A 24,529-nucleotide genomic window follows, 5' to 3' on the forward strand; every position below is an offset into this window, starting at 1 on the left:
ATACCTCGTAAATAAAATGGTGAATATATTTATATTACGAGATATAGTGTAAGTGTCAAATATAACCGGGAAATAAGAATGATAATATTCAGATGAAAACTATATTCTTTCTTCTTGATCGACATCTTCAGGATAATCATAAAAAATGTTATCTTCTGAAACAGAGTCCCAGTCAATATCTTCTTCGGGAGTAGAAAGTAAAGGTTTATCATCTTCTTTATCGATGGGTTTTTCTGCATTGTTTGTAAGCACCGTATCTTTATAAACGGTGACGAATACGCCTTCTATACCTTCACTGGTCGTTCTCAGCGACTTCTTAACATATTCTTTCCTTGTGGCATTTAATGTTCTGTACTGGCCTTTCAGAAAGAGATTTGCGTTTATCATGGTATGCTTCCCTTCTTTGACCAGAATCCCTTTATTTATTAGCTTATTCCAGCATTTACATACGTTAGATTTGCTCATATTAAGCTCTTCTGCGAGTGCCGACTGAGATATACTGGCAATGAGGTTTCCATGCTGCATGAGTTTACATAAGCGGATCATTATTGTGTATTCTGCACCAGACATATTTTTTCCGAGTTTTTCCAGATTATCAAGAAAAGCATGAACATAGGCTATTCCCGGTTGAATATCAGAACTTCTCTCTTTTTTTACATTCACGGTTATTTTATCTTTTTTGTTTCTGTTATAAAAACTGTAAATTTCCAGTTTCTGTTTGTCTGTAAAATGATTTCTGTTGATATATTCTTCCACTTCTTCACTGCTGGAGGTCATTATTGTATTGTAATCAATGCTCATCGGTTATCCTTTTATTGTTTTTATGTTTATTCTATATAATGCAGGATATACTTTTGTCAAAAATAAATGTGAAAAAAGGAAAAATAATACACTTTTGCGAAATAGCGTTCACTTCTTTCTGGGAGTTTTAACTATAAAAAAGTTTCCACAGAAGAAACTTTGGTTTCCGTACAGGAAACTTCGGTTTCCACAGAAGAAACTTAAATTTCCGTACAGGAAACTTTTTCCGTGAAATCTCTTTTAAATATAATAGGTTACGCCTCCTTAATACTATAATATGTTTAATAACCTTAACGGGGAGTGTGCCGGTTAAATGGCACCGTCTATTTTTCTGCTTTGTTTTTACTTGATGTTATGGACAGCAAGTGATTGTTTTATACAATCACGACGCGCTGCTGATTTTTTAGTAAATATACAATTGTTTTTCCTCTACGTTATAGCGGCTACGCCGCAATTCTTTATGGATAAATCCATCATTAACAGGGATGAACCCTGTTTCAGCAATGTGATTGTTTTGGACAATCACGAAGTGCTACTGTGGATATTGTTTTTCTATAAACTTAAGGATAAATGCTATATATCGAAAAAGGATCTGATCTTTGGTAAAAGGATCCTTCCCATATTACAATTAAATAATGGAAAATGTGTTAGCCATTAAATCCCATTGGATATCAGCGTCAGGGCGTAGCCGTGCGGCAGCACATGAGCGTTAGCTCATAAGATAAATATCTTTTCAAAAGAGAGTAATAAACAGGCAGTAAACCTGTTCTGAAGGGTAAGTTAAATTGGATTTTCTTTAACAGGAAATGGTATTTTTATATAAGATAAGGAGGAGTATACAATGAAAGCTATAAAAATAATAAACATCTTTAAAGCGAAAGAAAACATTCCCTTTATGACCTGTTTGATCACCAGCATGGAGGTAAATGAAAAAGGAATAAACCTCACGCTGGAAAACGGTGAAAACATTTGCATTAAAGATTACGGTTATTACTTCCTGTCAGAAGCCGACGGTGATTTGGACAGGGAGAAAATGGTAAACAGCTATCGAAGGTTAATTTCTGAACTCGGCCAGATGAGTGAAGAAACGATAACATCATTAATGCCCTAAGCTGAATACGTCATCATTGTTGATTTTGTCGTTGGTTTTTATAACTTCATGACAAACATCGCTTTTAAGTCAAATTGCAAATCGGTTAGTATTGCATCAACTAAAACACAAAAATGACAAGGAAAAGGATCGTCAATACAACAATGAACTGACCCCGGAAGTGCTGGCAACAATGGATCAATCACCGTTTACGGCGGAACAACTGTCCGGGATGAATGATGAAACGCGGGCGCTCATCTCTGACCAGCAAGAATATTGTCGCCAGCATCCTGTTAATGCCATACACCGTATTCCCCCTTCTTCACAAAGCAGCACTTCATGTCGGTAGTGCTGCTTCATTTCTAATCCTCTCCTACATCCAGCCAAAGCACATCAGCATTGGCTAGCCATCGCTCACAATCAGATATATCAATTGATAAAAAAGATCGATATAAGATTATTGATAGCTTTAAGCGATTGATAACAGTTTATCGATCGGTTTTTCAATTGCTTTAATCGATCGATGGGTTATTTTTGATAGTTTGTAACTATCATTTGTTTTTTATCGATCGATTTAAACGATATGACGAACAACAAGAATAATTCAATTCTATCAATTGGTTAAACAGACTGTTTGTGGATCGGGTGCGACCCGCTTCGGAATAGGAGCTTTTTTCCTTTCAATCCTGCCACGAACAGTCAGTTCGTTAACATTGATGGGATATGAAGATGAAAAAAATCTTACTTATGGCAGGCGCTGCTCTGGTTCTGGCGGGGTGTGGTGAGAAAGGCGACTTTGAGAAAGCGATCAATGCGAAGATTGGTCAATCAAAAACCTGTTTCTCACTGCGAAACAACGATGTCACATTCCCAATCCAGCTCTCTAAACCGCGCTTCGATGAAACAGGCACTGGAACAGGATCTGTGATCCTCGACGGCCTCGTAGAACAGGGCTTAATGGCTTTTGTAAAAGGCTGGGATAACAATACGCTTGGGATAACAGATGAAGGTAAACAAGCCAAAATCTGGGATGCCAAAGAAGGTGTTTGTGTTGGTCGCCGCGTTGTTGATGAAGTGAAGGAATGGACTGAGCCGGGCAACGGCAATCAGAAAGTTGTCCGCGTCACCTATACATGGAAATTAACTGATGTTCCATCATGGGTGGACAAAAGCGCGTTTTCTGGTGTGAAAGGGATGAATGAACCTGCTGATGGTGCCATGAATCTTGTTAAAACCAGCAATGGCTGGAAAGCGCTCTAAGGGGTCTATCGTGGAAAACAAAACTATTCAGTGTCCTTTTTGCCTGAAAGAGAGCCAGCGGGGTGTGCATGTTTGCACCGGCTGCATGGCGACTGTTTTATATGGGGCCTACCCCGGCTGGTATGCTTTCGTGATTATATTACTGACCTTTGGCCTATCTATACTTATCGGAATGTCTACAGGCATAGCAGGGGCTACCATCAGCTTACCAATCATTGCAGCTGTTGGGTTTGTCGCAGGTAAGGCGATCTTCTCTGATAATGTTGTATTCAGGAGAAGGATGTAAAACCCCCTTACTGTAAATGCAAAGAAACCATGTCTGCGGATCTAGGTGTGGTTTTTTTTGCATATAAAGATATTTTATATTACAAAAAAGAATATAAAACATGTTGCCTATCAGGCAACAACTGTCTATTATCTGATCATGGACGAACGAACTCGTTTGTCTTTGCTCTTTAAAAACCTCTAGGATCGGTAAAGGACTGAGTAAAACTTTCAGTCAACCATTTCTCCAATACGAGATGTGGCCCATGTCCCTCTTCATTGTGATCGTGACCTTATGCGAAATGTGTATTGCAATCGTATATATACGATACGGCATTGTTTAATGCTGAAATGGCGGGGTATCCAATCAGTTGTGTTGGATGGGTGTTGGCTGGCTTTGTCTACGGTGTGCAACACGATCCACAGGACATTTTGGCGGGGGATGCAAGTTGCATCGTGTTGTTAAAATGAGAGGTTTTTATGAAAGATGTTTTAGATACTTTGCGCCAAGTGCGTGAAAAGAGCAAACACACTGTAGACAATAGCTCTTTGAAAGAACTGGATGATGCGATTCTGACCCTTGAAAAGAGAATCGAGGAGAATTCTAAAGGCCACACAGCCTTAGATTATCTTTCTTTTATCGCGAAGATCTTTGCTTTAATTAAATATCTGAGCGGTGATTCTGATTTTCATTGATATCTACTGACTAAGGGGATTTGTTATGTATCCATCTTCATTTTTTGAACGAGCAGCCAGCCATGTCAATCCCATTATCTGAGGTGCACTATGTTAGATATTGGTTCAACCATTAAACTATGCCGTGAAGCACGTAAGTTCACACTGCAAGAACTATCAGATAGAACGGATTTAACTAAATCTTATTTATCTCGTATAGAAAACAATCAAAGAGACCCCACTATTACAGCGTTAGAAAAAATATCATTAGCGCTACATATTCCTCTAAATATCATCATCCTTCTTTCTGAAAATGAGGAGACAAATGATGATTTTTCTGATATCAATCGTATGCTCAAAAAAACTATAATGGATACATTAGTTAATGCATAAAAATTGGAGTTATTCAAACAGGCCACTTGCTAATTTAGAGTCTCTATTCAAATTACTGGAAACAAATGAAGAGAGGCTCTCCTATGTTTTAAAAAACAAAAGTAGTTATTTCAAAACGGTACCAGTAATAAGAAAAGGAAAAGCAAGAACGACGTATAAAGTGGTTGGTGAATTATTAAAAACACATGAACTTATTAAACAGCGTATTTTTTCAAAGATAACACTGCCTGAGTATATTACTGGCGGTAGGAAAGGAGTCAGCTATATAGATGATTGTATATCTCATTGTAATAAATCAATTATCATTCAAGAAGATATGAAGGATTTCTTTCCTTCTATAAAAGAAGACCTGATAGTTAAAGCATTTCAATATTACATGAACTTCTCCCCTGAAGTTTCATCATTAATAGCCAAACTATCAACACTTGAAGGCTCACTTGTTCAAGGAACTAAGTTAAGTACTGATATTGCCAACTTAATATTTTTAGAAGAAGAGGCTCTTATAAGTGAGGAAGTCGGAAGATTAGGTGGGAATTACACGAGATATGTCGATGACATAACTATTAGTTTCGAATCAGAAGTTAATAATGAAGATATTTCAAAAATAAAAACAATGATTTCGTCAATGGCGCTCAACAGTGGAGTTAGATTGAATAGAGATAAATCAAAAATTTTGAGGAATGGTCAGTCTAAAATTGTACATGGTGTAAAAGTAATCAAAGAGCTTAGGCCAACACGAAAAAGAAAAAGTAATATAAGGATTTGTCTCTTCAATTTGAAGAAAAAAGTGACTGAAAAGGAAAATGTTATGGATGTTCTTGCGTTATACTTTAAAATTAGAGGGCTAATAAATACTTTAAAGCAGCAAGGCGATAAAAATCATGCTGAGTATATAGAACAAGCTAATCAGTTAGTCGCAGGTGTTGATAAAAAGGATGCAATAAAATCAATCAGGGGGATGAGAAAAATCAAGGACATCAGGAAATTAAGAACATTATATTCAAAATTAAAACCATTAGGTAATTCATCTAAAAGTTTATCTGCCATTTTGGATGTTGAATATAAAAGCTGTAAAAAAAACTTAATGGCTAACTGATTGGAAAACTACAGGTAAATCATACTGGTTTGTTATTGTTTTATTTTTTTTCTAATTAATACGATTTCTTGGTGGCCTTAAACGAGGAGTATGATTTTTATCATTTATTGTTGAAACATTCGGTATAAAATCCATGTTATTATCTACATTGACTTGTTCGTGCTTAGGACGACTAGGGAAGCGTTTTATCTCTGAAGGTGTAGGCTTGTAGTCATCTTGGTTAAACTTGGCTTGTTTCTCATATTGATCGCGAAGAACACGACCACCTAATACTTCATCAAAGACATAGTTTTCAGCAATACGTTTATCATGTTCTTCACTGATAATATCAACTTTAGTTTTGTCTGTCTTAGCCCATATGAATTTATCCCTGATAAAATAAACTAAGAAGGCAGTAAAACGTTTAAAAATATTATCCTGACGTGGAGTAGTCTGTTTCCTCTTCACACGGTCAGGGGAGCTTTTGGATGCCCTGTTTGGTATTTTAGAGGCGGGTGTTTTCAGAATAGTATTTGTTCCAGAATCAGAAATACTGCCCAATGATTTCTTACCAGCAACAACTTTACTGACTTTAGATTTATCACGATAGGATTTAACGCCACGCATACGAGTATGAGGAGCTGGCGCTACCAATACAGGTCTTTGTGGTTCACTGGCAGAAGAACCGGAGCGTGTTTTAGGTAATACAATCTCTTCTGGTTCAGCAAGATGTATAATCGTAAAGCTTCTGACATCAACGACAATTTCAAGATCAAGTTCGCTGAATGTTTTGTAGACTTCAACTGCTTCCTGCTTGGCAGCATCACGAACAGCGTGTTCTGCGGCTCTTTGTTCCTGAGCTGCTTTACTACGCCATTTGGCACTGTGAATACGCTTCATGGCAGGGCGGTTCGTTTCAGCGGCTTTAGCAAGCCATAGCGCTTTTTCTTCATTATCTAAAGCTATTGCTGCTTTTTCTAACGCTTCTTCGTGCTGGGCTTGGAGAGAACGATGATCAATACGTTCTGGTGAACCAGCAGCAGTAAGATAGCTGTTAGCCATAGATGCCCATGATTCACGCCACAACACAGACATTTTTCTGTCATTCCAGCTTCTTTCTTTTTTACCAAAACCTTCCGGGCCTATGGTTTTTAATGTCAACATAACGTGAGCATGAGGGTTATCGCTATCGAGATCGTGGAAAGCGATATCGGCAATCATGCCTTTATCAACGAAATTTTTCTGACAATACTCAAGGACAAGTCTTTTCTTGTCGTCATTGTTTAACTCGGCAGGTATGGCAACAACGAAATAACGGGATGTTTGACCATTGCTCTGGCGCTCAACTCTTTCAACTTCATTCCACAATGCTGTAGAGTCTTTTATGATGTGTTCTGGAGCATTAACAGGAGCTAATATGAAATGCCCGCATAAATCAGTACGGCGGCTATAATCATATGTATCACCTGTTCTTTCATCTGTGATTCTGCAACGAGCATGATAAGCAGCCTTCGCAACGGAAGATCTGCCCTCACTTCGTTTTACAATTTTAAAATCCAGATGAAAAATAGCCATACAATAAAAACAACCTCAATATAAATTTAAATATCAAACCAAAATATAAATCTCCAATGCGACTATGTTGATTTTAGTTTTTCGTAAGAAAAACTCTGGTGTTGACGTTGACCTTGTTTTGCTTTTAGCCTGCGGCAGGCAACCGTCGGTAGACCCCACACGCTGCGTAGCAGTGTATAGGTGGGCATTGCTTTATTTTTATATCTCCTAAAGGAGCTAAAAATAACGACAATGTGAACAGTTTTTCTATATTTAAATAATAACACTAGTTTTAAGGTCTGTGAAATTAACAGGGGGTAGAATCGGATGAACGGCTGAGGTGGGGTAATAATATTGAGTGTTTTTTCTCCCGCCGTGAGGCGGGAAAGAAAAATTTAAGATAAATAGTGAAAGTAAAAATTACTTTTATTTGTTGCATAATTCACAGATTAAGATCTGAAATTAAAATTGAAAGACAATAGATGAAATTGCTTTCATTGATTTGATAAAATAAGTAACGCGGAGAGTATCAGACATTCAATGTTAGTGATTGCACTTGGTTGTGTTGCATGCTTTTATTTTGAACTTACTAGCATCATTTTTTTGTGATGAATCCCATCATTAACAGGACAAGCCTGTTCAGTTACTGATTACTTACAACAATCATCTCGATGGCTTGACCTTTTCCTTTTTTAATTGTATTTCATGTTTTTGACAACTAAAAGGAAAAATAATTATGAATACGGATGATAAAAACAGAAAGCCAAGAACAGAAAAAACCATCAAGCAAAAAATAGCATCAGCGCAGATGCGTTTGAATCGTCTCAAGACCAAAGATAAATCTTTATCCAAGAGTGCTGAGACACGCTTGAAGATTATCCTTGGGGCGGAAGTGGCTAAAGCTGCTGGCTGTAAAATAGAAGATGTCGATAAGGAATTTATATTAGGCGTATTATTACAGTCTCAGCACATTAGTTCTGAAAGCAAAATAAAATTAAAAATGCGAGGTAAAAGATTTCTTGAAGATATGGCCGGGAGACAATATTAATTTAAGATTAAGTCTTTCTTCATTTTTCATTTAATTTTATCTTGAATTTCTATGTGATTTATGTAACATAAGGCATATTGATTTTATGGTGTGATGGTTCAGATAATGGCTATAGGCAGATCAGGAAGGATTGTATTAGAAGTAGATCCAGTTTTGAAAAAAAAACTTTACTCCTTACTTGCAATGGAGTCTATTTCTCTTAAAGAATGGTTTATTACCAAAGCGCAAGAAAAAATTGCAACAGATGCAAATAAAATTGAGAAAGTTAAATGAAATTTAAAGCCGATCAAACTGCGCAAAAATTACGAGGTGGATATTATACTCCTCAGGAAATTGCAGATTTTGCAACCAAATGGGTTCTAAAAAATAATCCTCGCAATGTGCTTGAGCCTAGCTGCGGTGATGGAGTATTCTTTCAATCGTTGTTCAATAATAATTGCGATAAAAACATTAACATCTTCGGATTTGAATTGTTTGATATCGAGGCTAAAAAATCTATTGACCTATGCAATAAACTTAAATTTGAAAATGTTAATATCAGGGAGGGAGATTTCCTTGAATGGTTTAATAGTGAAACGCTTAAAATGTCAACTAAATTTGATGCTATAATTGGTAATCCACCATTTATCAGATATCAGTTTTTAGAAAAAGAATTTCAGAAAAACACTGAAAATGTTTTCAGTAATTTAAACCTTAAATTTACTAAACATACTAATGCATGGGTTCCATTTATTATATCTGGCATTGAATTACTTAATCCCGGGGGCCGTCTCAGCATGGTAATCCCTTCGGAAATTATTAATGTAATGCATGCACAATCTCTGAGAACATTTTTAGGCGAGCATTGTTCGAAAATTGTCATTATCGATCCTAAGGAAATTTGGTTTACAGATACTTTACAAGGTGCTGTAATTATTCTGGCAGAAAAGAAAATTGATAATAAATTGAAGAGCGAAGGAGTAGGCATCAAAAGTGTTAGTGGATTTGATTTTCTTGAAACGGATCCAGAGGAAATGTTTGCTAATACTGATGCTATCAATGGTGAAACCGTCAAAGGAAAATGGACTAAAGCCGTATTAGAAAGGGATGAAATCGATTTAATAAAAAAAATAGTTACGCACCCTCAGGTTCATAACTTTGACTCTATTGCAAAGGTTGAAGTTGGCATAGTAACAGGAGCCAACGAATTTTTCTTAGTGAATAAAGCTGTCGTGGATGAGTATAAGCTTAATGACTTCGCTCATCCCATGTTTGGAAGAAGTCAGCATTGTCAAGGTATAGTCTATGATGAAATACAACATAAAAAAAATGTTGATAATAATCTGCCGGTATTCTTTCTTTACTTCGATAAAGAGTATAAAGATTTACCCATAAAGGCCAAAGAATATATCCTTTTTGGTGAAACTCAAGATTTACATACGCGATACAAATGTAGAATACGTAAACCTTGGTACAAGGTGCCATCTATTTTCAGCACAAAACTAGCAATGTTAAAAAGAGCGCATGAAGCACCTCGACTAATCTATAATGATTTCCAAGCATACACGACAGATACTGCTTATAGAATTGAAACAAAAAATGATATTGATGAAATGCGGGTTGCGTATTTTTTCATGAATCCACTTACTGCTATCTTTGCCGAACTAGAGGGTAGATCATATGGTGGTGGTGTAATGGAACTTGTCCCATCTGAAATTAGAAAACTATTTATTCCTTTACCTTCAAACTTAGACTTTGATATCAATGAGTTAAATGATTTTATTTTAACAAGAAGAATGGATGAATGTCTTGAAGTACAAGGACGTAAGATCTTCAACGCCCTCGGTTTTGAACCAGAAGTCAATGATGCATTAATGAATATATGGCGAAAATTAAAAAATAGAAGACAAAGAATTACCGAATAAAAATGACCCCCATATAATTTTAACTATGGGGGTATATACATATTAATTTATAGATAACTGATAATGATCATTTTTTACATGATATAGCACTGCTATTTTTCCAAGAAGTTCGACACGAGAAATTAATGGTTTAGCTTCACCCCAATGTACTTGAGTCATACTATTACGTTGCAAATATGATGGACTATCGGTACGACTATCATGTGTTAGTTTCAATTTAAACTCTCCATAAGAAGTCCCATTTATAATGATTTCGAAATATGCAAAGGCTCTCTCTAAGTGCATTTTTGATAATGAGGATGTGTCATTGTTCCAGCCAAGATTCCCGAAAACAATATCCCTAAAGTAATGTCTTTGATCAATATTTTCGAGTTGCCCTTTATTGAAAAACATAGATCCAGTTGGATTAGTTCCTAATGCCTTAGGAATATTTAAGTCGCGCTCAGTCAATGCCTTACTTTTCCACGCCTCACCTAACCTTGTTTGTGCGAAATTATTTTCTATTACGCGACGTAATGGTCTTTGTCTTGTATTAAATTTAGGGAACGGTGGTATTATAATTGCATTTGGAGCATACGTAGTTGAGTGGCCAGTTATTTTTGCTGACTTTTTGATTAGCTCATTCTCCAAATGCCCTTCATTGAGCATTTTTTTTAGAATAGCCTCGTCGGTAATATGGAATACATTATTTGGGAAGTTTTTATCCAGATTTGAAAAGGTGTTTATAATATCATTGATATTTTTTCTTTCATTAGGTTCGTTATTGTCTAAAGTCATATCGCAGCTAATTTCAATATTTTCGTTCAAACCTGAAAATGTTAGGTTTGCACTACCTACAATAACCCTCATTTTATCTTGTGAAATTGATGAGTATATCTTTGGATGATATATCCTAGAATCACTTCCCATATGTATACCAAAAACGTTTACCCCATAACTTAGCAAATTATAAAGAGCTTGATACGAAGTAACTCCGTTAGCGATACCTACATAAGCGGTAATCTTATTATTATTATTTAATAGCAGATCTCGCAATTGCTCAACACCATTTACTCGGGCGTAAGCTACGCTTATGATAAATTTGCTTGCAGTTTGATCATATAACATATTACGAATTGATGATAAATGATCACAATTTTGATTTAAACCTTGAAAAATCAGTGTTGATATAGGCATACATACCCCCTGTATTATTTACCTGAAACTATAATATAGGGGGGAGAGTTAAAAGTAACGTAGATTATCGGGATCTATACTCATATGGTCTAGTGGTAGCACCTCGATTAGCATCAAGGTAATCGGCCCACCACTGCAGCATCAACCTGCGCTCATCAAGATGTTCAGCAAGATGGATGTAAGCAGCGCGAACGTTATTACGCTCCTGATGGCTCATCTGACGTTCCACTGCATCTTTTGACCATAAGCCGGATTCGATCAAGGCACTACAAGCCATTGAGCGGAAACCATGACCACAAACTTCTGTTTTTGTGTCATAGCCCATTTTACGAAGCGCATTGTTGACGGTGTTTTCACTCATTGGTTTATAGGCATAGTGATCGCCAATGAAGATGATTTCCTGATCGCCACTGAGCTTCTGAATTTCTCTCAGGGTTGCTATTGCCTGCTTGCTTAATGGAACAAGGTGAGGGGTTTTCATCTTAGAGCCACGGCTGGAGTGTTTCACTCCTTGTAGTTCTTCACGTTCTGCAGGTATAGTCCAGAGCGCATTCTTGAAGTCAATTTCAGACCAACGGGCAAAACGCATCTCACTTGAACGAACAAAAGTTAGTAAAGTGAGTCGAACAGCAAGGCGGGTTAGCTGTCTTCCTCTGTAGCTCTCAATGCGGCTTAGAAGCTCTGTAATGCGTTCGAATGGAAGAGCCGGGCGATGGATTCGTTTTGCTGTTGCAATGGCTCCAGCTAAGTCCTGAGCAGGATTACTATCGATAATACTGTTATGGACAGCATATCGCATGATAGCGGTGATTCGTTGCTGGAGACGAGCAGCAATCTCAAGATGCCCGGACTTTTCAGCCGCCTTAATTGGTTGGAGTAGGTCACGGGTTTTGAGGTCGGTAATGTTTCGTTTACCAATAACAGGGAACACATGATTGGTCAGGCTGTTCATTACCCTTTCAGCATGTGTTTCTGACCATTTGATGTTGCTTGCATGCCAGTCTCTTGCAACGGACTCAAAAGCAAGAGCGCCGCTTTGCTCTACCTTTTCTGATTTTTTCTTTTCGGAGGGGTCAATACCAGCAGCAATTAATCTTCTGGCATCATCTCTACGGTTACGGGCATCAGCAAGAGAGACTGCAGGGTAGACCCCAAGAGCCAGTAGCTTTTGTTTTCCTGCAAAGCGGTATTGTAGACGCCAGTATTTGGAGCCATTGGGATGAATAAGAAGATGCATGCCGTTGCCGTCAGTAAGCTTTACAGGCTTGTCGGCGGGCTTGGCATTTCTTACTTTGACATCAGTGAGAGCCATCGTTTACCCCTCCCTGTGATGGTACAAAACGTATCGAACTAACAATACCAACAGATATACCATCAAGACAATGTGGATGTTGATGAATGTTAGTGAACGTCAGCGAGGGGGATAAAGTAGATAGTTTGTTGACTTTAAAAAGAAAAACGGACGTCAGAGGACGTCCGTGTATGAATAAGTGGTGCCCGGACTCGGAATCGAACCAAGGACACGGGGATTTTCAATCCCCTGCTCTACCGACTGAGCTATCCGGGCAACGGGGCGCATTAAACCTTAATCCCCCTGCGGCGTCAACTCTATTTGGGGAAATCGCGTTTAGTTGCTTAACTTTACGGCAGTTTGCTGCAATCTCAGCCATTTTTTGCCCGGCTGCACAAATCTTCCAGACATTACCCGCGCGGGTGTGAATGCTACACTCGGTGATCCGGGGGGACATATGACACAAGACTGGCTGGAACTGCGGCAACACGATGAAACCGGCATTGAAACGATCCGCGCGCACTTTGAAGGGCACGCCTACGATCCGCACTGGCATGACAGCTATCTGGTGGGTATGACGCTGACCGGCACACAGCAGTTTCACTGCCGCCGCGAACGGCATCGCAGTACGCCGGGGGATGCATTTTTACTGGAGCCTGGCGAGATCCACGACGGCGACGCGCCGGTGGCGGGCGGTTTTACCTACCTGACTTTTTATCTTGATGAGCGCTGGCTTGCCGACACCCTGCGCGGGCTGTTCGATGCCGTACCGTCGAGCTATTCGCTGCATTTTACCCGCACCATTGCCCGTGAACCGGCGCTCGTCCGCGCCATCGCGCAGACCTTTACGGCGCTGCACCGCGATGAAATGCGCATTCTGCAACACAGCACCATGGACACGCTGTTAAGCCAGTTGACGCAGCATTGCCAGTGGCGAAAACGGCTGCCACAGCAGGTGCAGAGCGCGGCCATTGCCCATCGCGCGCGGGATTATCTGTATGCTTTTGTCGGGGAGAACATCGGCCTTGACGATCTGGCGCGGGAAACTGGCACCGATCGCTTCACGCTGACGCGCTGTTTTAAGCGGGAGTTTCATCTGTCGCCCCACGCCTGGCTGATCCAGCTGCGGCTGGCGAAGGCGCGGGCGATGCTGGCGCAGGGGGATCAGCCTGCCAGCGTGGCGGCGGCGCTCGGTTTTGCCGATCAGAGTCATCTCGGGCGCTGGTTCCAGCGCGCTTATCGGTTGTCGCCAGCGCATTACCGCAAGTTGTGCACAAATCTTCCAGATCCACGCGCAAAATAACGCCACAGTCAGGGCATCAAGAATAAGGAGCCCTGCCTGTGAACCTGTTTTCTATGTATTTGCCGTTTATGCTGTTTGCCTTTGTGGCGTCGATCACGCCCGGCCCGACCAATATCCTCATTCTGGCCAGCAGCCAGCGCTTTGGCATCAAAGCCACGCTGCCTGCGGTGGCGGGTGCTTGTCTGGCGGCGAGCCTGATTGTGTTTATCTCCGGCGCGGGGGCCGGTGAAGTGTTACGGGAGCATCCGCTGGTGCGTACGGCAATGAGCTGGATGGGGGCGCTGTGGCTAAGCTGGATGAGCTGGCAACTGTTCCGCGCACCGGCGGCGCAGTTTGACGAGGCACAGCGGCCTTTCAGCGCCATGTCAGCGGCGCTGTTGCAGCTGATCAATCCGAAAACCTGGATGATGGCGCTGGCGGTTGTGAGCTTGTTTGCGCCGCACGGGGCGCATCCGCTACAGGACATCACCCTGTTATCGCTGCTGTTCTTGCTGATCTCGGTGATCTGCCTGAGCGCCTGGGCATTGTCCGGCAATGCGGTTAACCGCATCTTCCGTACTCCGGCGGCGCTGCGTGGCTTTCAGCGGGTGATGGCGCTCTGTCTGTTGCTGTCAGCCTGGGCGGGTTTGCTGCACTGAGATCAGGTCAGCGCGCCGCCCTGACGGCACTGGGCAAAGCGCAAAATGTCTTCTGCCAGGCGTTGCGCGGTATCGACATCGGTCTGGCTGCGGTTGATCAGCATCCGGCTGAGACAGCCCTCCAGCACCAGTTCCATCTGTTTGGCGACCATAGGCGCATCTTCAATGCCCATCTTGCGCAGCAGATCGTGCGAGAAATCATGGGCCGCGGTTTTTTGCTGTACAGCCAGCTGGTGGATCGGGTGCGCCGGATCCGGGTAAAACGTGCAGGCGGCGATAAACAAGCAGCCAGGGTAGCGGTGATTGGCGACACATTCGCTCAGCGCGCCGTAGCGGGCCAGCAATTTTTGTTCGAGGCTCAGCTCGTCGTTCAGCAGCAGTTGCCTGCGCCAGGTATCCACCTGCGCGCTCAGATAACGCAGCGCATCATAAATCAGCGCGTCTTTATCGGGCCAGAAGCGTAAAAATTCATCCAGTGGATAATCAATACGTTCGGCGATCATCTCTGGCGTAGTGTCAGCAATCCCTTTAAGTTCAAGTAATTGCAGAGTGTGACCCAAAACATCTTCACGTTGCACGGTTTCCTCCTGCGTTATTGAACCGTTCTTCCCATTCACAGTGTCGTTTACGGCTGGCGATTGCGCAAATGCGCGGCGAAGGCCGCGGCATCCATAAAACCTGCCACCCGCAGCGCCGGTTGCTCATTGCCCTGGGCATCGAAGAACAGAATAGTGGGCAGGCCGGGAACATGCAGCGACTTTAATAAAGCCGCATCTGCCGCTGTGTTCGCCGTCACGTTGGCCTGCAACAGCACGGTATCTTTCAGCGCCGCCTGGACGTGCGGATCGCTGAAGGTGTACTTCTCAAACTCTTTACAGGCGACGCACCAGTCGGCGTAGAGGTCGAGCATCACCGGTTTGCCCTTCGCCTGTGCCAGCGCCTGGTGCAGCGCGTCGAGATCCGCTACCGGCGTAAAGCTAAGGTGCGATCTGTTTTGCGTGGCGCTTATGCCAAAGGCCCAGTCCTGCAACGGCTTCGCGCAGACCAGCGCGCCACCCAGCAGCACAATCTGCACGATGCGCACCCAGGCGGCTTTTGCCGCGAGGCTGGTGATAAACGCCCAGCAGAAGAAGGCGACGCCAAGCAGCGACCACAACCGCAGCCCCCATGTATCACCGAGAATACGTTCCAGCAAAAACACCGGCAGGGCGAGGATCACAAAGCCAAAGGCGGTTTTCACCTGCGCCATCCACGGCCCGCTCTTCGGCAGCAGGCGGTTGCCAAAGACGGTGATCAGCATCAGCGGCAGGCCCATGCCCAGCGCGTACAGGTACAGCGTGCCGCCACCGAGCCAGACGTTACCGCTCTGGGCAATATACAGCAGGATGGCGCTCAGCGGCGCGGTGGTGCATGGCGAGCAAATCAGCCCGGCAATGGCACCCATCGCAAATACGCCGCCGGGGGAGCCGCCCTGCTGACGGTTGCTCCACAGCGTTAAGCGGGTTTGCAGCGCGGAAGGCAGCTGTAACGAGAACAGGCCGAACATCGACAGCGCCAGCAGGGTAAAGAGGATCGCCAGCCCCGTCAGTATGTAAGGGTGTTGCAGCGCCGCCTGAAATTGCAGCCCGGCGGCCGCGACGACCAGCCCCAGCGCGGTGTAGGTCAGCGCCATGCCCTGCACATAAATAAATGCCAGCAGCAGGGCGCGGCCCGTGCGAAGGCGCTGTTTGCCCCCCAGCACGATGCCGGAAATCAGCGGGTACATCGGCAGGACGCAGGGGGTAAAGGCGATGCCAATACCAATCAGCAGCGCCCAGAGGGCAGAGAAGGGCAGTTCGCTGTCTGCATTTTCCGTCACCCCTGAAGAGGGGGAAGGTGCGGCGTTTTGCACCGCCGCTACTTCCGTCAGCGGCACCGTTTTAGTTTCCGGCGGATAGCACAGCCCGGCCTCGGCGCAGCCCTGGTACGTCACGGTCAGCGTGGCGTTTTTACCGGCGGCATTTACCGTCACCGGCACATCCAGGCGCTGGCGATACACCTCGCTTTTGCCGAAGAACTCATCGTCGTGCATCTCGCCTGCGGGCAACTGCGGCAGGGCGATTTGCGCATCGGCAGGGGTAATTTTGATCTGCTGGCGATAAAGGTAGTAGCCCTCTTTCACCTGCCAGTGCAGCGTCAGGTCGTGCTGGTTTTGCTGGAAATCAAAGGCAAAAGCCTGATCGGCAGGCACAAAAGTGGAGCGGCCAGGGGCGTCAAACAGCCCGGCGAAGGCCGAGGTGCTGCACAGCAGCAGGATCAGCGTAAGGAAGCGTTGAGCCATGAGAGGTAATCACTATCTCCGTGTGTAACCGGTAAAACCAGTAATTCGGGGGTCTGATAAGGGTGGTGCAATTTCAGGCAGGCGAGCAGCGCCTCCTGATGCGCGAGATCGCTTTTCAGCAGCATCTGCACTTCATATTCCTGCTCCAGTTTCCCTTCCCAGTAATAGAGCGAGGTCGCGCCCGGCAACAGGGTGACGCAGGCAGCGAGTTTATCCGCCAGCACTTTGGCAGCCAGGTCCTGGGCGGTAGCTTCATCCGGGGCGGTACAGAGCACAACAACAGCGTCAGGCGTGTTCATCGTCAATCTCGACTCGGCGAAAACAGGCACTATAGCAGGTGACGGAGGTGGATTCATGCAACGGGCCGCGAGACGGCCCGTTTTTAACGAGATTTACAACAGGATGCCGCCGACGATAAAGCCGAAGATCACGCACAGCGTGATGGCAATAACGCCGGGGATCAGAAAGGCGTGGTTAAACACATATTTGCCGATACGGGTGGAGCCGGTATCGTCCATTTCCACCGCCGCCAGCAGCGTCGGGTACGTGGGCAGCACAAAGAGCGCAGACACCGCCGCAAAGGAGGCAATGGCGGTCAGCGGGCTGACACCGAGCAGCAGCGCGGCAGGCATCAGCGCTTTGGTGGTCGCCGCCTGGGAGTAGAGCAGCGTGGCGGCAAAGAACAGCACCACTGCCAGCATCCACGGGTAGTTGTGCAGCAGATCGCCCGCCACCATCTGAATATCTTCAATGTGATGTTTCACGAAGGTGTCGCCCAGCCAGGCCACTCCCAGCACGCAGACACAGGCGCTCATGCCGGATTTAAAGGTACTGGCGTTGAGGATCTCGCCGGTATCAATTTTACAGGTCAGGCAGATGAGCGTGGCGATAGTCAGCATAAACACCACGATGGCTTCGTTACGCGGCAGCACCGGGTTGGCGATCAGGCCCACCGTCGGGCTGATGGCGGTGGCGTACACCATGACCGCGATAATGCCGATTAAAAACAGCATCAGCGAGCGTTTCGCATGGGGCTTGATGTCGAATACCTGGCTGCCGCGCAGGCTGACTTCGCCTTTCGCCAGTCGCTCCTGATACACCGGATCGTCTTTCAGCTCGCAGCCAAGGAAGTTACACACCACGGCGGTGAGCATCACGGCAACTAGCGTGGTGGGAATACAAATTGCCAGCAGGGTCAGATAGCTGACGCCCAGCGGTTCGAGGATCCCGGCAAAAAACACCACGGCGGCGGAAATTGGCGAGGCGGTGATGGCAATCTGTGAGGCGACCACGGCGATGGATAACGGGCGGGACGGGCGGATGCCCTGTTCTTTCGCCACTTCGGTGATCACTGGCAGCGTGGAGAACGCCGTATGCCCGGTACCCGCCAGAATAGTCATAAACCAGGTGACCAGTGGGGCTAAGAAAGTGATGTATTTCGGATGCCGACGCAGCATCTTTTCGGCGAGGCTGACCAGATAATCCATACCGCCCGCAACCTGCATCGCGGCTATCGCGGCGATAACCGCCATAATGATTTCAATAACGTCAAAGGGGATCGCACCGGGCGTGATCTGAAAACAGAGCGTCAGGACGAGTACGCCCAGCCCCCCGGCCAGACCAATGCCGATACCGCCCAGTCTTGCCCCCAAATAAATCGCCAAAAGGACGATAACGAGTTCTGCACCAAACATAGTTGCCTGCCTTGTTTATTAACAAGTTGATATTGGATTGTTGTATTTTAGTAACTCTTAAAAAGCAAAAAGGCACGTCATCTGACGTGCCTTCGTGTGCCTGGCGAACAATTACTGCTCGCTTTCATCGGTGTAGCGTTTGGCCTTGTAGGCCGGATGCATCAGGTTTTGCGGCGAGAATATATCATCAAGTTCCGCCTCGGTCAGCAGACCGCGCTCCAGTACCACTTCGCGCACGCTCTTACCGGTTTCCGCACAGATCTTACCGACAATATCGCCGTTGTGGTGGCCGATAAACGGATTGAGGTAAGTGACGATACCGATAGAGTTGTAGACGTAGCTTTCGCAGACCGCGCGGTTAGCGGTAATGCCGTTAATGCATTTTTCCAGCAGGTTGTAGCAGGCGTTGGTCAGGATGTGGATGGATTCAAACATCGCCTGGCCAATCACTGGCTCCATGACGTTCAGCTGCAACTGACCGGCTTCGGACGCCATGGTCACGGTGATGTCGTTGCCGATCACCTTGAAGCACACCTGATTCACCACCTCCGGCACTACCGGGTTCACTTTGGCCGGCATGATAGAGGAGCCCGCCTGTAGTTCCGGCAGGTTGATTTCGTTCAGACCCGCACGCGGCCCGGAGGAGAGCAGGCGCAAATCGTTACAGATTTTAGAGAGCTTCACTGCCAGACGTTTCAGCGAGCTGTGCACCATGACGTAGGCACCGCAGTCGGAGGTGGCTTCAATCAGGTCTTCTGCCGGAACCACCGGCAGGTTACTCACTTCCGCCAGTTTCTGCACCGCCAGTTGCTGATAGCCATCCGGGGTATTCAGGCGGGTACCGATGGCGGTTGCGCCAAGGTTCACTTCCAGCAGCAGCTCCGCGGTGCGCAGCAGGTTTTTGGTTTCTTCATTCAGCAGCACGTTGAAGGCATGGAATTCCTGGCCCAGCGTCATTGGCACCGCGTCCTGCAACTGGGTGCGGCCCATTTTCAGCACGTCCTGGAACTCAACGGCTTTATTCTGGAAGCCTTCACCGAGCTGGTTGATAGCGTCGATGAGCTTTTCGATAGAGGCATATACCGCAATGCGGAAGCCGGTCGGGTAGGCATCGTTGGTGGACTGGCATTTGTTAACGTGATCGTTCGGGTTGAGGTACTGGTACTCACCTTTCTGGTGGCCCATCAGCTCAAGTCCGATGTTCGCCAGCACTTCGTTGGTGTTCATGTTGACGGAGGTGCCCGCGCCGCCCTGATACACGTCAACCGGGAACTGATCCATACATTTGCCGTTATTCAGGACTTCATCACATGCGGCGATAATGACATTAGCCACGTTTTTCGGGATGGTCTGCAACTCCTTGTTGGCCATTGCTGCCGCTTTCTTGACCATCACCATACCGCGTACAAATTCAGGGATGTCACTGATTTTGCTGTTACTAATGTAGAAGTTTTCAATCGCTCTCAGAGTGTGGACGCCATAATAGGCATCCGCAGGTACTTCCCTTGTGCCCAACAAATCTTCTTCGATACGAATGTTGTTTAACATGTGAACCTTCTTTAATTAAAGCTACGAATGAATGCACCAAACACACAGTGGATCTGTGGTTATGTGTGATTACTGACCGACGATTATTTCCTTAATCGGCCACGTACCCGGGATCATATGCTGATCATAGCGAAATGCCGTAATCTGGATCACTTATTATCTTAGCTGATAGGTTACTTTTATTGATTTGTGAAATACATCACCCGATCAATCATTGCCAAAAAATAGTCGTGCATTCCGATTGAATTCTGGCGCGTCGTCTCCATTACAGGATCATGCGAGTCGCAACATCACACTGACCGGGGCGCGAGAGCCGCGGTTTACCACAGGAGAAGCCAGTGCGCTGGATACCGTTAATTGCAGTATTTTTATATGTTTACATTGAGATTACGATTTTTATTCAGGTCGCCCAGGTCTTAGGCGTCCTGTTAACGCTGGTGCTGGTGATCTTCAGTTCCGTGGTCGGGATGTCGCTGGTGCGTAACCAGGGCTTCAAGAATTTACTGCTGATGCAGCAGAAAATGGCGGCAGGAGAAAGTCCGGCAGCAGAAATGATTAAGAGCGTGTCGCTGATCATCGCCGGGCTGTTGTTACTGTTGCCGGGCTTCTTTACCGACTTCCTTGGTCTGTTGCTGCTGTTGCCGCCCGTGCAGAAGCTGCTGACGCTGCGCCTGATGCCGCATCTACGTTTTTCACGTATGCCGGGCGGCGGATTCAGCGCCGGTACACAGGGCGGCCAGACGTTTGATGGCGAGTATCAACGTAAAGACGATCAGCGTGACCGTCTGGATCATAAAGACGATCAATAATTACTTTTGCCCGGTGGCGCTGCGCTTACCGGGCCGACAAATTACCCGCTCCAACCATTGTAGGCCGGGCAAGCGTCGCGCCGCCCGGCATGTTTAATTCACGCGGCGTTTAGGTAAAAACAGCCACAGCGCCGCCAGCATGATGATGGCGTACAGACTTTTCCAGCCCACCATCGCCAGCAGCAGTAAACAAAGCACGCCGCCAAGTGCGGCCAGAGCACGATAATGCCCTGTCAGCAGCCGACAACCTGCCAGCATACACAGCAGATAGATAATGATGAAAATGCCGTTGGCATAGACGATCAGCGCATCCAGATTGATATGCAGCAGATAGATGCCCAGCGTGCTCAACATGCAGCAGCCGATCACCGCATTCAGCGCGTTGCGCGGGATCTGGTTCGCCGAGAGGCGGGCGAGGTAGCCGTCCGGCAGATGCTGTGCCTGCGACCACACCAGCCGCGCAAAGCTCTGGATATAAATGTTCAGGCTGGCAAAGCAGGCGAGATAACCAATAACGCAGGCCACCCACAACGCTTTTACACCAAACAGCTGTACCACAATGCCCGGCAGCGAAGTGGCGGCGGCGCGATCGGCGCTGTATGCATTAAAGTGCAGCACCAGCACGGTACAAGCCCAGTAGACGGTTCCTGCCAGCAGCAGGCCAATCATCAGCGCTCGCGGAAAGTCACGCTCCGGCTGTTTGAATTCCGATGCCAGATGCGCAAAAGCCTCCAGCCCGACAAAACACCAGAACATGACGGACAGGGCAGCGAACAGCTGCGGGGTATCAACGTCCGCCAGCGCCGGGAAGGGGATGGCCGCCAGCGTGATGTCACCAAAAATCCAGATCGCCGCAATCAGAGCGACGATCATTAGCGCCACCAGCGTTTGCAGATTGGCGCTGGAGCGCGCGCCTCGTGAGCCAATCCACCAGATGATCGCGAGCGTGCCCAGCTCCGCCAGCAATAACTGGCTGTCGTGCCAGCCGAACAGCGACTGACCAAATCCGGTGGCAATGTGCAGCGCCGCGGGTAACCCTACGGGGATCACCGAGAGAAAGAGCCAGCCGGTAACGCGCGCCAGCCGTGGCCCGAAGGCCAGTCCCACAAAATGCGCCACGCCGCCCGCGCTGGGAAAGTGTCGGCCAAGCAGGGCAAAAACAATGGCGATGGGAAACACCAGTACGATCAGCGCAGGCCAGGCCCAGAGGCTGTTATCGCCCGCCACCAGCGCCGCCAGGGCGGGAACGGCAAACACGCCGGTGCCTAATAATGAGGTGGAGAGTAAGCCCACCCCCTGCGCTAATCCGAGTTCCTGTTTCAGTCCGCTCATTGCCTTGTCCTGCCGCCATCAAAGAGCGGAGGATAGTAACATAAGCAAGGCTTATCATAGCCGCTCGCCCCCTCACCACTTCTGGCAGGGCGTTGTTTACGTCAACTTTTTTCGCCTTCGGTAAAATTTTTTTCTTTTTGCCCCTTGAAGGGATGGTCATGCACCCCCATCTCTGACGTCACCAGCCGGAAACCACCTTTAGGCCGGCGTCATCCATAACCGATACTGACTTTCTCAAAGGAGAGCTATCAATGAGTATTCGTCCGTTGCATGACCGTGTCATCGTCAAGCGTAAAGAAGTTGAATCCAAATCTGCGGGCGGCATTGTACTGACCGGCAGTGCAGCTGGTAAATCGACTCGCGGCGAAATCATCGCTGTCGGTAAAGGCCGCATCCTGGAAAACGGTAGCGTGCAACCGCTGGACGTTAAAGTTGGTGACATCGTCATTTTCAACGATGGCTACGGCGTGAAATCTGAAAAGATTGACGATCAAGAAGTGCTGATCATGTCCGAAAGCGACATTCTGGCAATTGTTGAAGCGTAACCCACGAACTGAACCTACGAATTTAAGGGAAAGAAGAAAATGGCAGCTAAAGACGTAAAATTCGGTAACGACGCTCGTGTGAAAATGCTGCGCGGCGTAAACGTACTGGCAGACGCAGTGAAAGTTACCCTTGGCCCGAAAGGCCGCAACGTTGTTCTGGATAAATCTTTCGGTGCACCGACCATTACTAAAGATGGTGTTTCTGTAGCACGTGAAATCGAGCTGGAAGACAAGTTCGAAAACATGGGCGCGCAGATGGTGAAAGAAGTTGCCTCTAAAGCGAACGACGCAGCAGGCGACGGTACCACCACTGCAACCGTACTTGCACAGTCCATCATCACCGAAGGCCTGAAAGCAGTAGCGGCTGGCATGAACCCGATGGATCTGAAACGTGGTATCGACAAAGCGGTCATCGCTGCGGTTGAAGAATTGAAAGCCCTGTCTGTACCGTGCTCTGATTCCCGTGCTATTGCTCAGGTTGGCACCATCTCCGCTAACTCCGATGAAACCGTGGGTAAACTGATCGCGGAAGCTATGGAGAAAGTGGGCAAAGAAGGCGTTATCACCGTTGAAGAAGGCACTGGTCTGCAGGACGAACTGGACGTAGTAGAAGGTATGCAGTTCGACCGTGGCTACCTGTCCCCGTACTTCATCAACAAGCCGGAAACGGGATCCATCGAACTGGAAAGCCCGTTCATCCTGCTGGCTGATAAAAAAATCTCCAACATCCGCGAAATGCTGCCAGTGCTGGAAGCCGTTGCGAAAGCCGGTAAACCACTGCTGATCATCGCTGAAGATGTGGAAGGCGAAGCGCTGGCAACGCTGGTGGTTAACACCATGCGCGGCATCGTTAAAGTGGCTGCGGTTAAAGCACCGGGCTTCGGCGACCGTCGTAAAGCTATGCTGCAGGATATCGCTATCCTGACCGGCGGTACCGTGATCTCTGAAGAGATCGGTATGGAGCTGGAAAAAGCAACCCTGGAAGACCTGGGTCAGGCTAAACGTGTTGTGATCAACAAAGACACCACCACCATCATCGATGGCGTGGGTGAAGAAGCGAGCATTCAGGGCCGTGTTTCTCAGATCCGTCAGCAGATCGAAGAAGCGACCTCTGACTACGATCGTGAAAAACTGCAAGAGCGCGTAGCGAAACTGGCTGGCGGCGTGGCGGTTATCAAAGTCGGTGCAGCTACCGAAGTTGAAATGAAAGAGAAGAAAGCACGCGTTGAAGATGCCCTGCACGCGACCCGTGCTGCGGTTGAAGAAGGTGTGGTTGCAGGCGGCGGCGTTGCGCTGATCCGTGTTGCTTCTAAACTGGGCGAACTGCGTGGCCAGAACGAAGATCAGAACGTCGGTATCAAAGTTGCGCTGCGCGCAATGGAAGCACCGCTGCGTCAGATCGTGCTGAACTGCGGTGAAGAGCCGTCAGTGGTCGCTAACACCGTTAAAGGTGGCGATGGTAACTACGGTTACAACGCGGCGACCGAAGAATACGGCAACATGATCGACATGGGTATCCTGGATCCAACTAAAGTAACCCGTTCTGCTCTGCAGTACGCGGCCTCTGTAGCGGGTCTGATGATCACTACCGAGTGCATGGTGACCGACCTGCCGAAAACCGATGGCCCTGATTTAGGTGCTGCTGGGGGTATGGGCGGCATGGGTGGTATGGGCGGCATGATGTAATTATGTTGTTCTGCACCTCGCAGAAATGAACAAACCCCCGTGCAGAAATGCATGGGGGTTTTTCTTTTGGTCATCTTTTTAGTATAAGGTTCAGACACGGACAACGTTGTCCAGCTGATTACA

General features: G+C 46.5%; 24 protein-coding genes and 1 tRNA gene. 14 read left to right on the forward strand and 11 right to left on the reverse strand.

Features of this window, described 5'->3' with window-relative positions:
* Positions 1-99: 99 nt before the first annotated feature.
* A complete protein-coding gene (locus KW828_RS14400) occupies positions 100-801 on the reverse strand; it encodes a hypothetical protein (RefSeq protein ID WP_156866241.1) in 702 nt (233 codons plus the stop codon).
* An 841-nt stretch (positions 802-1,642) separates the two neighbouring features.
* Here KW828_RS14400 and KW828_RS14405 point away from each other — a divergent pair.
* The 6 genes from KW828_RS14405 to KW828_RS14430 all read left to right on the forward strand — a co-directional run bounded on the left by KW828_RS14405 (position 1,643) and on the right by KW828_RS14430 (position 5,579).
* Complete coding sequence (locus tag KW828_RS14405; RefSeq protein ID WP_156866240.1) at positions 1,643-1,912, forward strand: hypothetical protein; 270 nt, start codon at positions 1,643-1,645, stop codon at positions 1,910-1,912.
* Positions 1,913-2,620: 708 nt separating this feature from the next.
* Positions 2,621-3,151: a membrane lipoprotein lipid attachment site-containing protein gene (locus KW828_RS14410; RefSeq protein WP_218336990.1), complete on the forward strand. Its 531-nt coding sequence runs from the start codon at positions 2,621-2,623 to the stop codon at positions 3,149-3,151.
* Positions 3,152-3,161: 10 nt separating this feature from the next.
* The gene (locus KW828_RS14415) at positions 3,162-3,437 is read left to right on the forward strand and encodes a hypothetical protein (protein ID WP_218336991.1); all 276 of its coding nucleotides are present in this window, start codon (positions 3,162-3,164) and stop codon (positions 3,435-3,437) included.
* Positions 3,438-3,895: 458 nt separating this feature from the next.
* Entirely contained in the window at positions 3,896-4,111 is a 216-nt protein-coding gene (locus KW828_RS14420; RefSeq protein ID WP_156866238.1) for a hypothetical protein, read from the forward strand.
* A gap of 90 nt (positions 4,112-4,201) precedes the next feature.
* Entirely contained in the window at positions 4,202-4,483 is a 282-nt protein-coding gene (locus KW828_RS14425; RefSeq protein WP_156866237.1) for a helix-turn-helix domain-containing protein, read from the forward strand.
* Positions 4,476-5,579, forward strand: a complete 1,104-nt coding sequence (locus tag KW828_RS14430) for a reverse transcriptase family protein (protein ID WP_156866236.1) — start codon at positions 4,476-4,478, stop codon at positions 5,577-5,579. Before KW828_RS14425 ends, KW828_RS14430 begins: the two co-directional genes overlap by 8 nt.
* Before the next feature lie 51 nt (positions 5,580-5,630).
* On the opposite strand, the gene mobQ is transcribed toward KW828_RS14430, so the two are convergent.
* Complete coding sequence (gene mobQ, locus KW828_RS14435) at positions 5,631-7,133, reverse strand: MobQ family relaxase (protein WP_156866235.1); 1,503 nt, start codon at positions 7,131-7,133, stop codon at positions 5,631-5,633.
* A 715-nt stretch (positions 7,134-7,848) separates the two neighbouring features.
* Between mobQ and KW828_RS14440 the strand changes: the two genes are divergently transcribed.
* The 3 genes from KW828_RS14440 to KW828_RS14450 all read left to right on the forward strand — a co-directional run bounded on the left by KW828_RS14440 (position 7,849) and on the right by KW828_RS14450 (position 10,064).
* Entirely contained in the window at positions 7,849-8,160 is a 312-nt protein-coding gene (locus KW828_RS14440) for a conjugal transfer protein TraD (protein WP_114472914.1), read from the forward strand.
* Positions 8,161-8,265: 105 nt separating this feature from the next.
* Entirely contained in the window at positions 8,266-8,433 is a 168-nt protein-coding gene (locus KW828_RS14445) for a hypothetical protein (RefSeq protein WP_181853509.1), read from the forward strand.
* Complete coding sequence (locus KW828_RS14450; protein ID WP_156866234.1) at positions 8,430-10,064, forward strand: Eco57I restriction-modification methylase domain-containing protein; 1,635 nt, start codon at positions 8,430-8,432, stop codon at positions 10,062-10,064. Before KW828_RS14445 ends, KW828_RS14450 begins: the two co-directional genes overlap by 4 nt.
* A gap of 42 nt (positions 10,065-10,106) precedes the next feature.
* Here KW828_RS14450 and KW828_RS21940 read toward each other — a convergent pair whose 3' ends face one another.
* From KW828_RS21940 to KW828_RS14465, 3 genes are all read right to left on the reverse strand, one after another.
* Complete coding sequence (locus KW828_RS21940) at positions 10,107-11,240, reverse strand: phospholipase D family protein (RefSeq protein ID WP_256350192.1); 1,134 nt, start codon at positions 11,238-11,240, stop codon at positions 10,107-10,109.
* A 64-nt stretch (positions 11,241-11,304) separates the two neighbouring features.
* Positions 11,305-12,552: an integrase arm-type DNA-binding domain-containing protein gene (locus KW828_RS14460; protein WP_156866233.1), complete on the reverse strand. Its 1,248-nt coding sequence runs from the start codon at positions 12,550-12,552 to the stop codon at positions 11,305-11,307.
* Positions 12,553-12,731: 179 nt separating this feature from the next.
* A tRNA-Phe gene (locus KW828_RS14465) sits at positions 12,732-12,807 on the reverse strand.
* A 181-nt stretch (positions 12,808-12,988) separates the two neighbouring features.
* Between KW828_RS14465 and KW828_RS14470 the strand changes: the two genes are divergently transcribed.
* The gene (locus KW828_RS14470) at positions 12,989-13,834 is read left to right on the forward strand and encodes an AraC family transcriptional regulator (protein WP_218336992.1); all 846 of its coding nucleotides are present in this window, start codon (positions 12,989-12,991) and stop codon (positions 13,832-13,834) included.
* A 38-nt stretch (positions 13,835-13,872) separates the two neighbouring features.
* The gene (locus KW828_RS14475) at positions 13,873-14,472 is read left to right on the forward strand and encodes a LysE family translocator (protein ID WP_371316129.1); all 600 of its coding nucleotides are present in this window, start codon (positions 13,873-13,875) and stop codon (positions 14,470-14,472) included.
* Positions 14,473-14,474: 2 nt separating this feature from the next.
* Here the strand turns inward: KW828_RS14475 and KW828_RS14480 are convergent, their stop codons facing one another.
* From KW828_RS14480 to aspA, 5 genes are all read right to left on the reverse strand, one after another.
* On the reverse strand, positions 14,475-15,050 hold the full coding sequence (locus tag KW828_RS14480) for a transcriptional regulator (RefSeq protein ID WP_218336993.1): 576 nt from the start codon (positions 15,048-15,050) through the stop codon (positions 14,475-14,477).
* Between the two features lie 47 nt (positions 15,051-15,097).
* Positions 15,098-16,792 carry a protein-disulfide reductase DsbD gene (locus KW828_RS14485; protein WP_218336994.1) on the reverse strand — a complete coding sequence of 565 codons (1,695 nt, stop codon included), beginning with the start codon at positions 16,790-16,792 and terminating at the stop codon, positions 15,098-15,100.
* Complete coding sequence (gene cutA / locus KW828_RS14490) at positions 16,768-17,091, reverse strand: divalent cation tolerance protein CutA (RefSeq protein ID WP_218336995.1); 324 nt, start codon at positions 17,089-17,091, stop codon at positions 16,768-16,770. Before cutA ends, KW828_RS14485 begins: the two co-directional genes overlap by 25 nt.
* Positions 17,092-17,184: 93 nt before the next feature.
* Positions 17,185-18,486 (reverse strand): anaerobic C4-dicarboxylate transporter, encoded by a 1,302-nt coding sequence (locus KW828_RS14495; protein WP_218336996.1) that lies wholly within the window; start codon positions 18,484-18,486, stop codon positions 17,185-17,187.
* A 111-nt stretch (positions 18,487-18,597) separates the two neighbouring features.
* A complete protein-coding gene (aspA, locus tag KW828_RS14500; protein WP_218336997.1) occupies positions 18,598-20,034 on the reverse strand; it encodes an aspartate ammonia-lyase in 1,437 nt (478 codons plus the stop codon).
* A 338-nt stretch (positions 20,035-20,372) separates the two neighbouring features.
* On the opposite strand from aspA, the gene KW828_RS14505 reads away from it, so the two are divergent.
* A complete protein-coding gene (locus KW828_RS14505) occupies positions 20,373-20,843 on the forward strand; it encodes an FxsA family protein (protein ID WP_218336998.1) in 471 nt (156 codons plus the stop codon).
* A gap of 93 nt (positions 20,844-20,936) precedes the next feature.
* Here KW828_RS14505 and yjeH read toward each other — a convergent pair whose 3' ends face one another.
* A complete protein-coding gene (yjeH, locus tag KW828_RS14510; RefSeq protein ID WP_218336999.1) occupies positions 20,937-22,175 on the reverse strand; it encodes an L-methionine/branched-chain amino acid transporter in 1,239 nt (412 codons plus the stop codon).
* Between the two features lie 251 nt (positions 22,176-22,426).
* Between yjeH and KW828_RS14515 the strand changes: the two genes are divergently transcribed.
* The gene (locus tag KW828_RS14515) at positions 22,427-22,720 is read left to right on the forward strand and encodes a co-chaperone GroES (RefSeq protein WP_072570243.1); all 294 of its coding nucleotides are present in this window, start codon (positions 22,427-22,429) and stop codon (positions 22,718-22,720) included.
* A gap of 39 nt (positions 22,721-22,759) precedes the next feature.
* Positions 22,760-24,406, forward strand: coding sequence for a chaperonin GroEL (groL, locus tag KW828_RS14520; protein WP_088220515.1), 1,647 nt, complete (start codon positions 22,760-22,762; stop codon positions 24,404-24,406).
* The last annotated feature ends 123 nt before the right edge of the window (positions 24,407-24,529 follow it).

The organism is Enterobacter sp. ENT03 (assembly GCF_019218745.1).
Lineage (GTDB): Bacteria > Pseudomonadota > Gammaproteobacteria > Enterobacterales > Enterobacteriaceae > Enterobacter_D.

Bases quoted from the DNA above. Each gene is read 5' to 3' on its own strand.
- KW828_RS14400 (WP_156866241.1), bottom strand. From the start codon at position 801: ATGAGCATTGATTACAATACAATAATGACCTCCAGCAGTGAAGAAGTG.
- KW828_RS14405 (WP_156866240.1), top strand. From the start codon at position 1,643: ATGAAAGCTATAAAAATAATAAACATCTTTAAAGCGAAAGAAAACATT.
- KW828_RS14410 (WP_218336990.1), top strand. From the start codon at position 2,621: ATGAAAAAAATCTTACTTATGGCAGGCGCTGCTCTGGTTCTGGCGGGG.
- KW828_RS14420 (WP_156866238.1), top strand. From the start codon at position 3,896: ATGAAAGATGTTTTAGATACTTTGCGCCAAGTGCGTGAAAAGAGCAAA.
- KW828_RS14425 (WP_156866237.1), top strand. From the start codon at position 4,202: ATGTTAGATATTGGTTCAACCATTAAACTATGCCGTGAAGCACGTAAG.
- KW828_RS14430 (WP_156866236.1), top strand. From the start codon at position 4,476: ATGCATAAAAATTGGAGTTATTCAAACAGGCCACTTGCTAATTTAGAG.
- mobQ (WP_156866235.1), bottom strand. From the start codon at position 7,133: ATGGCTATTTTTCATCTGGATTTTAAAATTGTAAAACGAAGTGAGGGC.
- KW828_RS14440 (WP_114472914.1), top strand. From the start codon at position 7,849: ATGAATACGGATGATAAAAACAGAAAGCCAAGAACAGAAAAAACCATC.
- KW828_RS14445 (WP_181853509.1), top strand. From the start codon at position 8,266: ATGGCTATAGGCAGATCAGGAAGGATTGTATTAGAAGTAGATCCAGTT.
- KW828_RS14450 (WP_156866234.1), top strand. From the start codon at position 8,430: ATGAAATTTAAAGCCGATCAAACTGCGCAAAAATTACGAGGTGGATAT.
- KW828_RS21940 (WP_256350192.1), bottom strand. From the start codon at position 11,240: ATGCCTATATCAACACTGATTTTTCAAGGTTTAAATCAAAATTGTGAT.
- KW828_RS14460 (WP_156866233.1), bottom strand. From the start codon at position 12,552: ATGGCTCTCACTGATGTCAAAGTAAGAAATGCCAAGCCCGCCGACAAG.
- KW828_RS14470 (WP_218336992.1), top strand. From the start codon at position 12,989: ATGACACAAGACTGGCTGGAACTGCGGCAACACGATGAAACCGGCATT.
- KW828_RS14485 (WP_218336994.1), bottom strand. From the start codon at position 16,792: ATGGCTCAACGCTTCCTTACGCTGATCCTGCTGCTGTGCAGCACCTCG.
- cutA (WP_218336995.1), bottom strand. From the start codon at position 17,091: ATGAACACGCCTGACGCTGTTGTTGTGCTCTGTACCGCCCCGGATGAA.
- KW828_RS14495 (WP_218336996.1), bottom strand. From the start codon at position 18,486: ATGTTTGGTGCAGAACTCGTTATCGTCCTTTTGGCGATTTATTTGGGG.
- aspA (WP_218336997.1), bottom strand. From the start codon at position 20,034: ATGTTAAACAACATTCGTATCGAAGAAGATTTGTTGGGCACAAGGGAA.
- yjeH (WP_218336999.1), bottom strand. From the start codon at position 22,175: ATGAGCGGACTGAAACAGGAACTCGGATTAGCGCAGGGGGTGGGCTTA.
- KW828_RS14515 (WP_072570243.1), top strand. From the start codon at position 22,427: ATGAGTATTCGTCCGTTGCATGACCGTGTCATCGTCAAGCGTAAAGAA.
- groL (WP_088220515.1), top strand. From the start codon at position 22,760: ATGGCAGCTAAAGACGTAAAATTCGGTAACGACGCTCGTGTGAAAATG.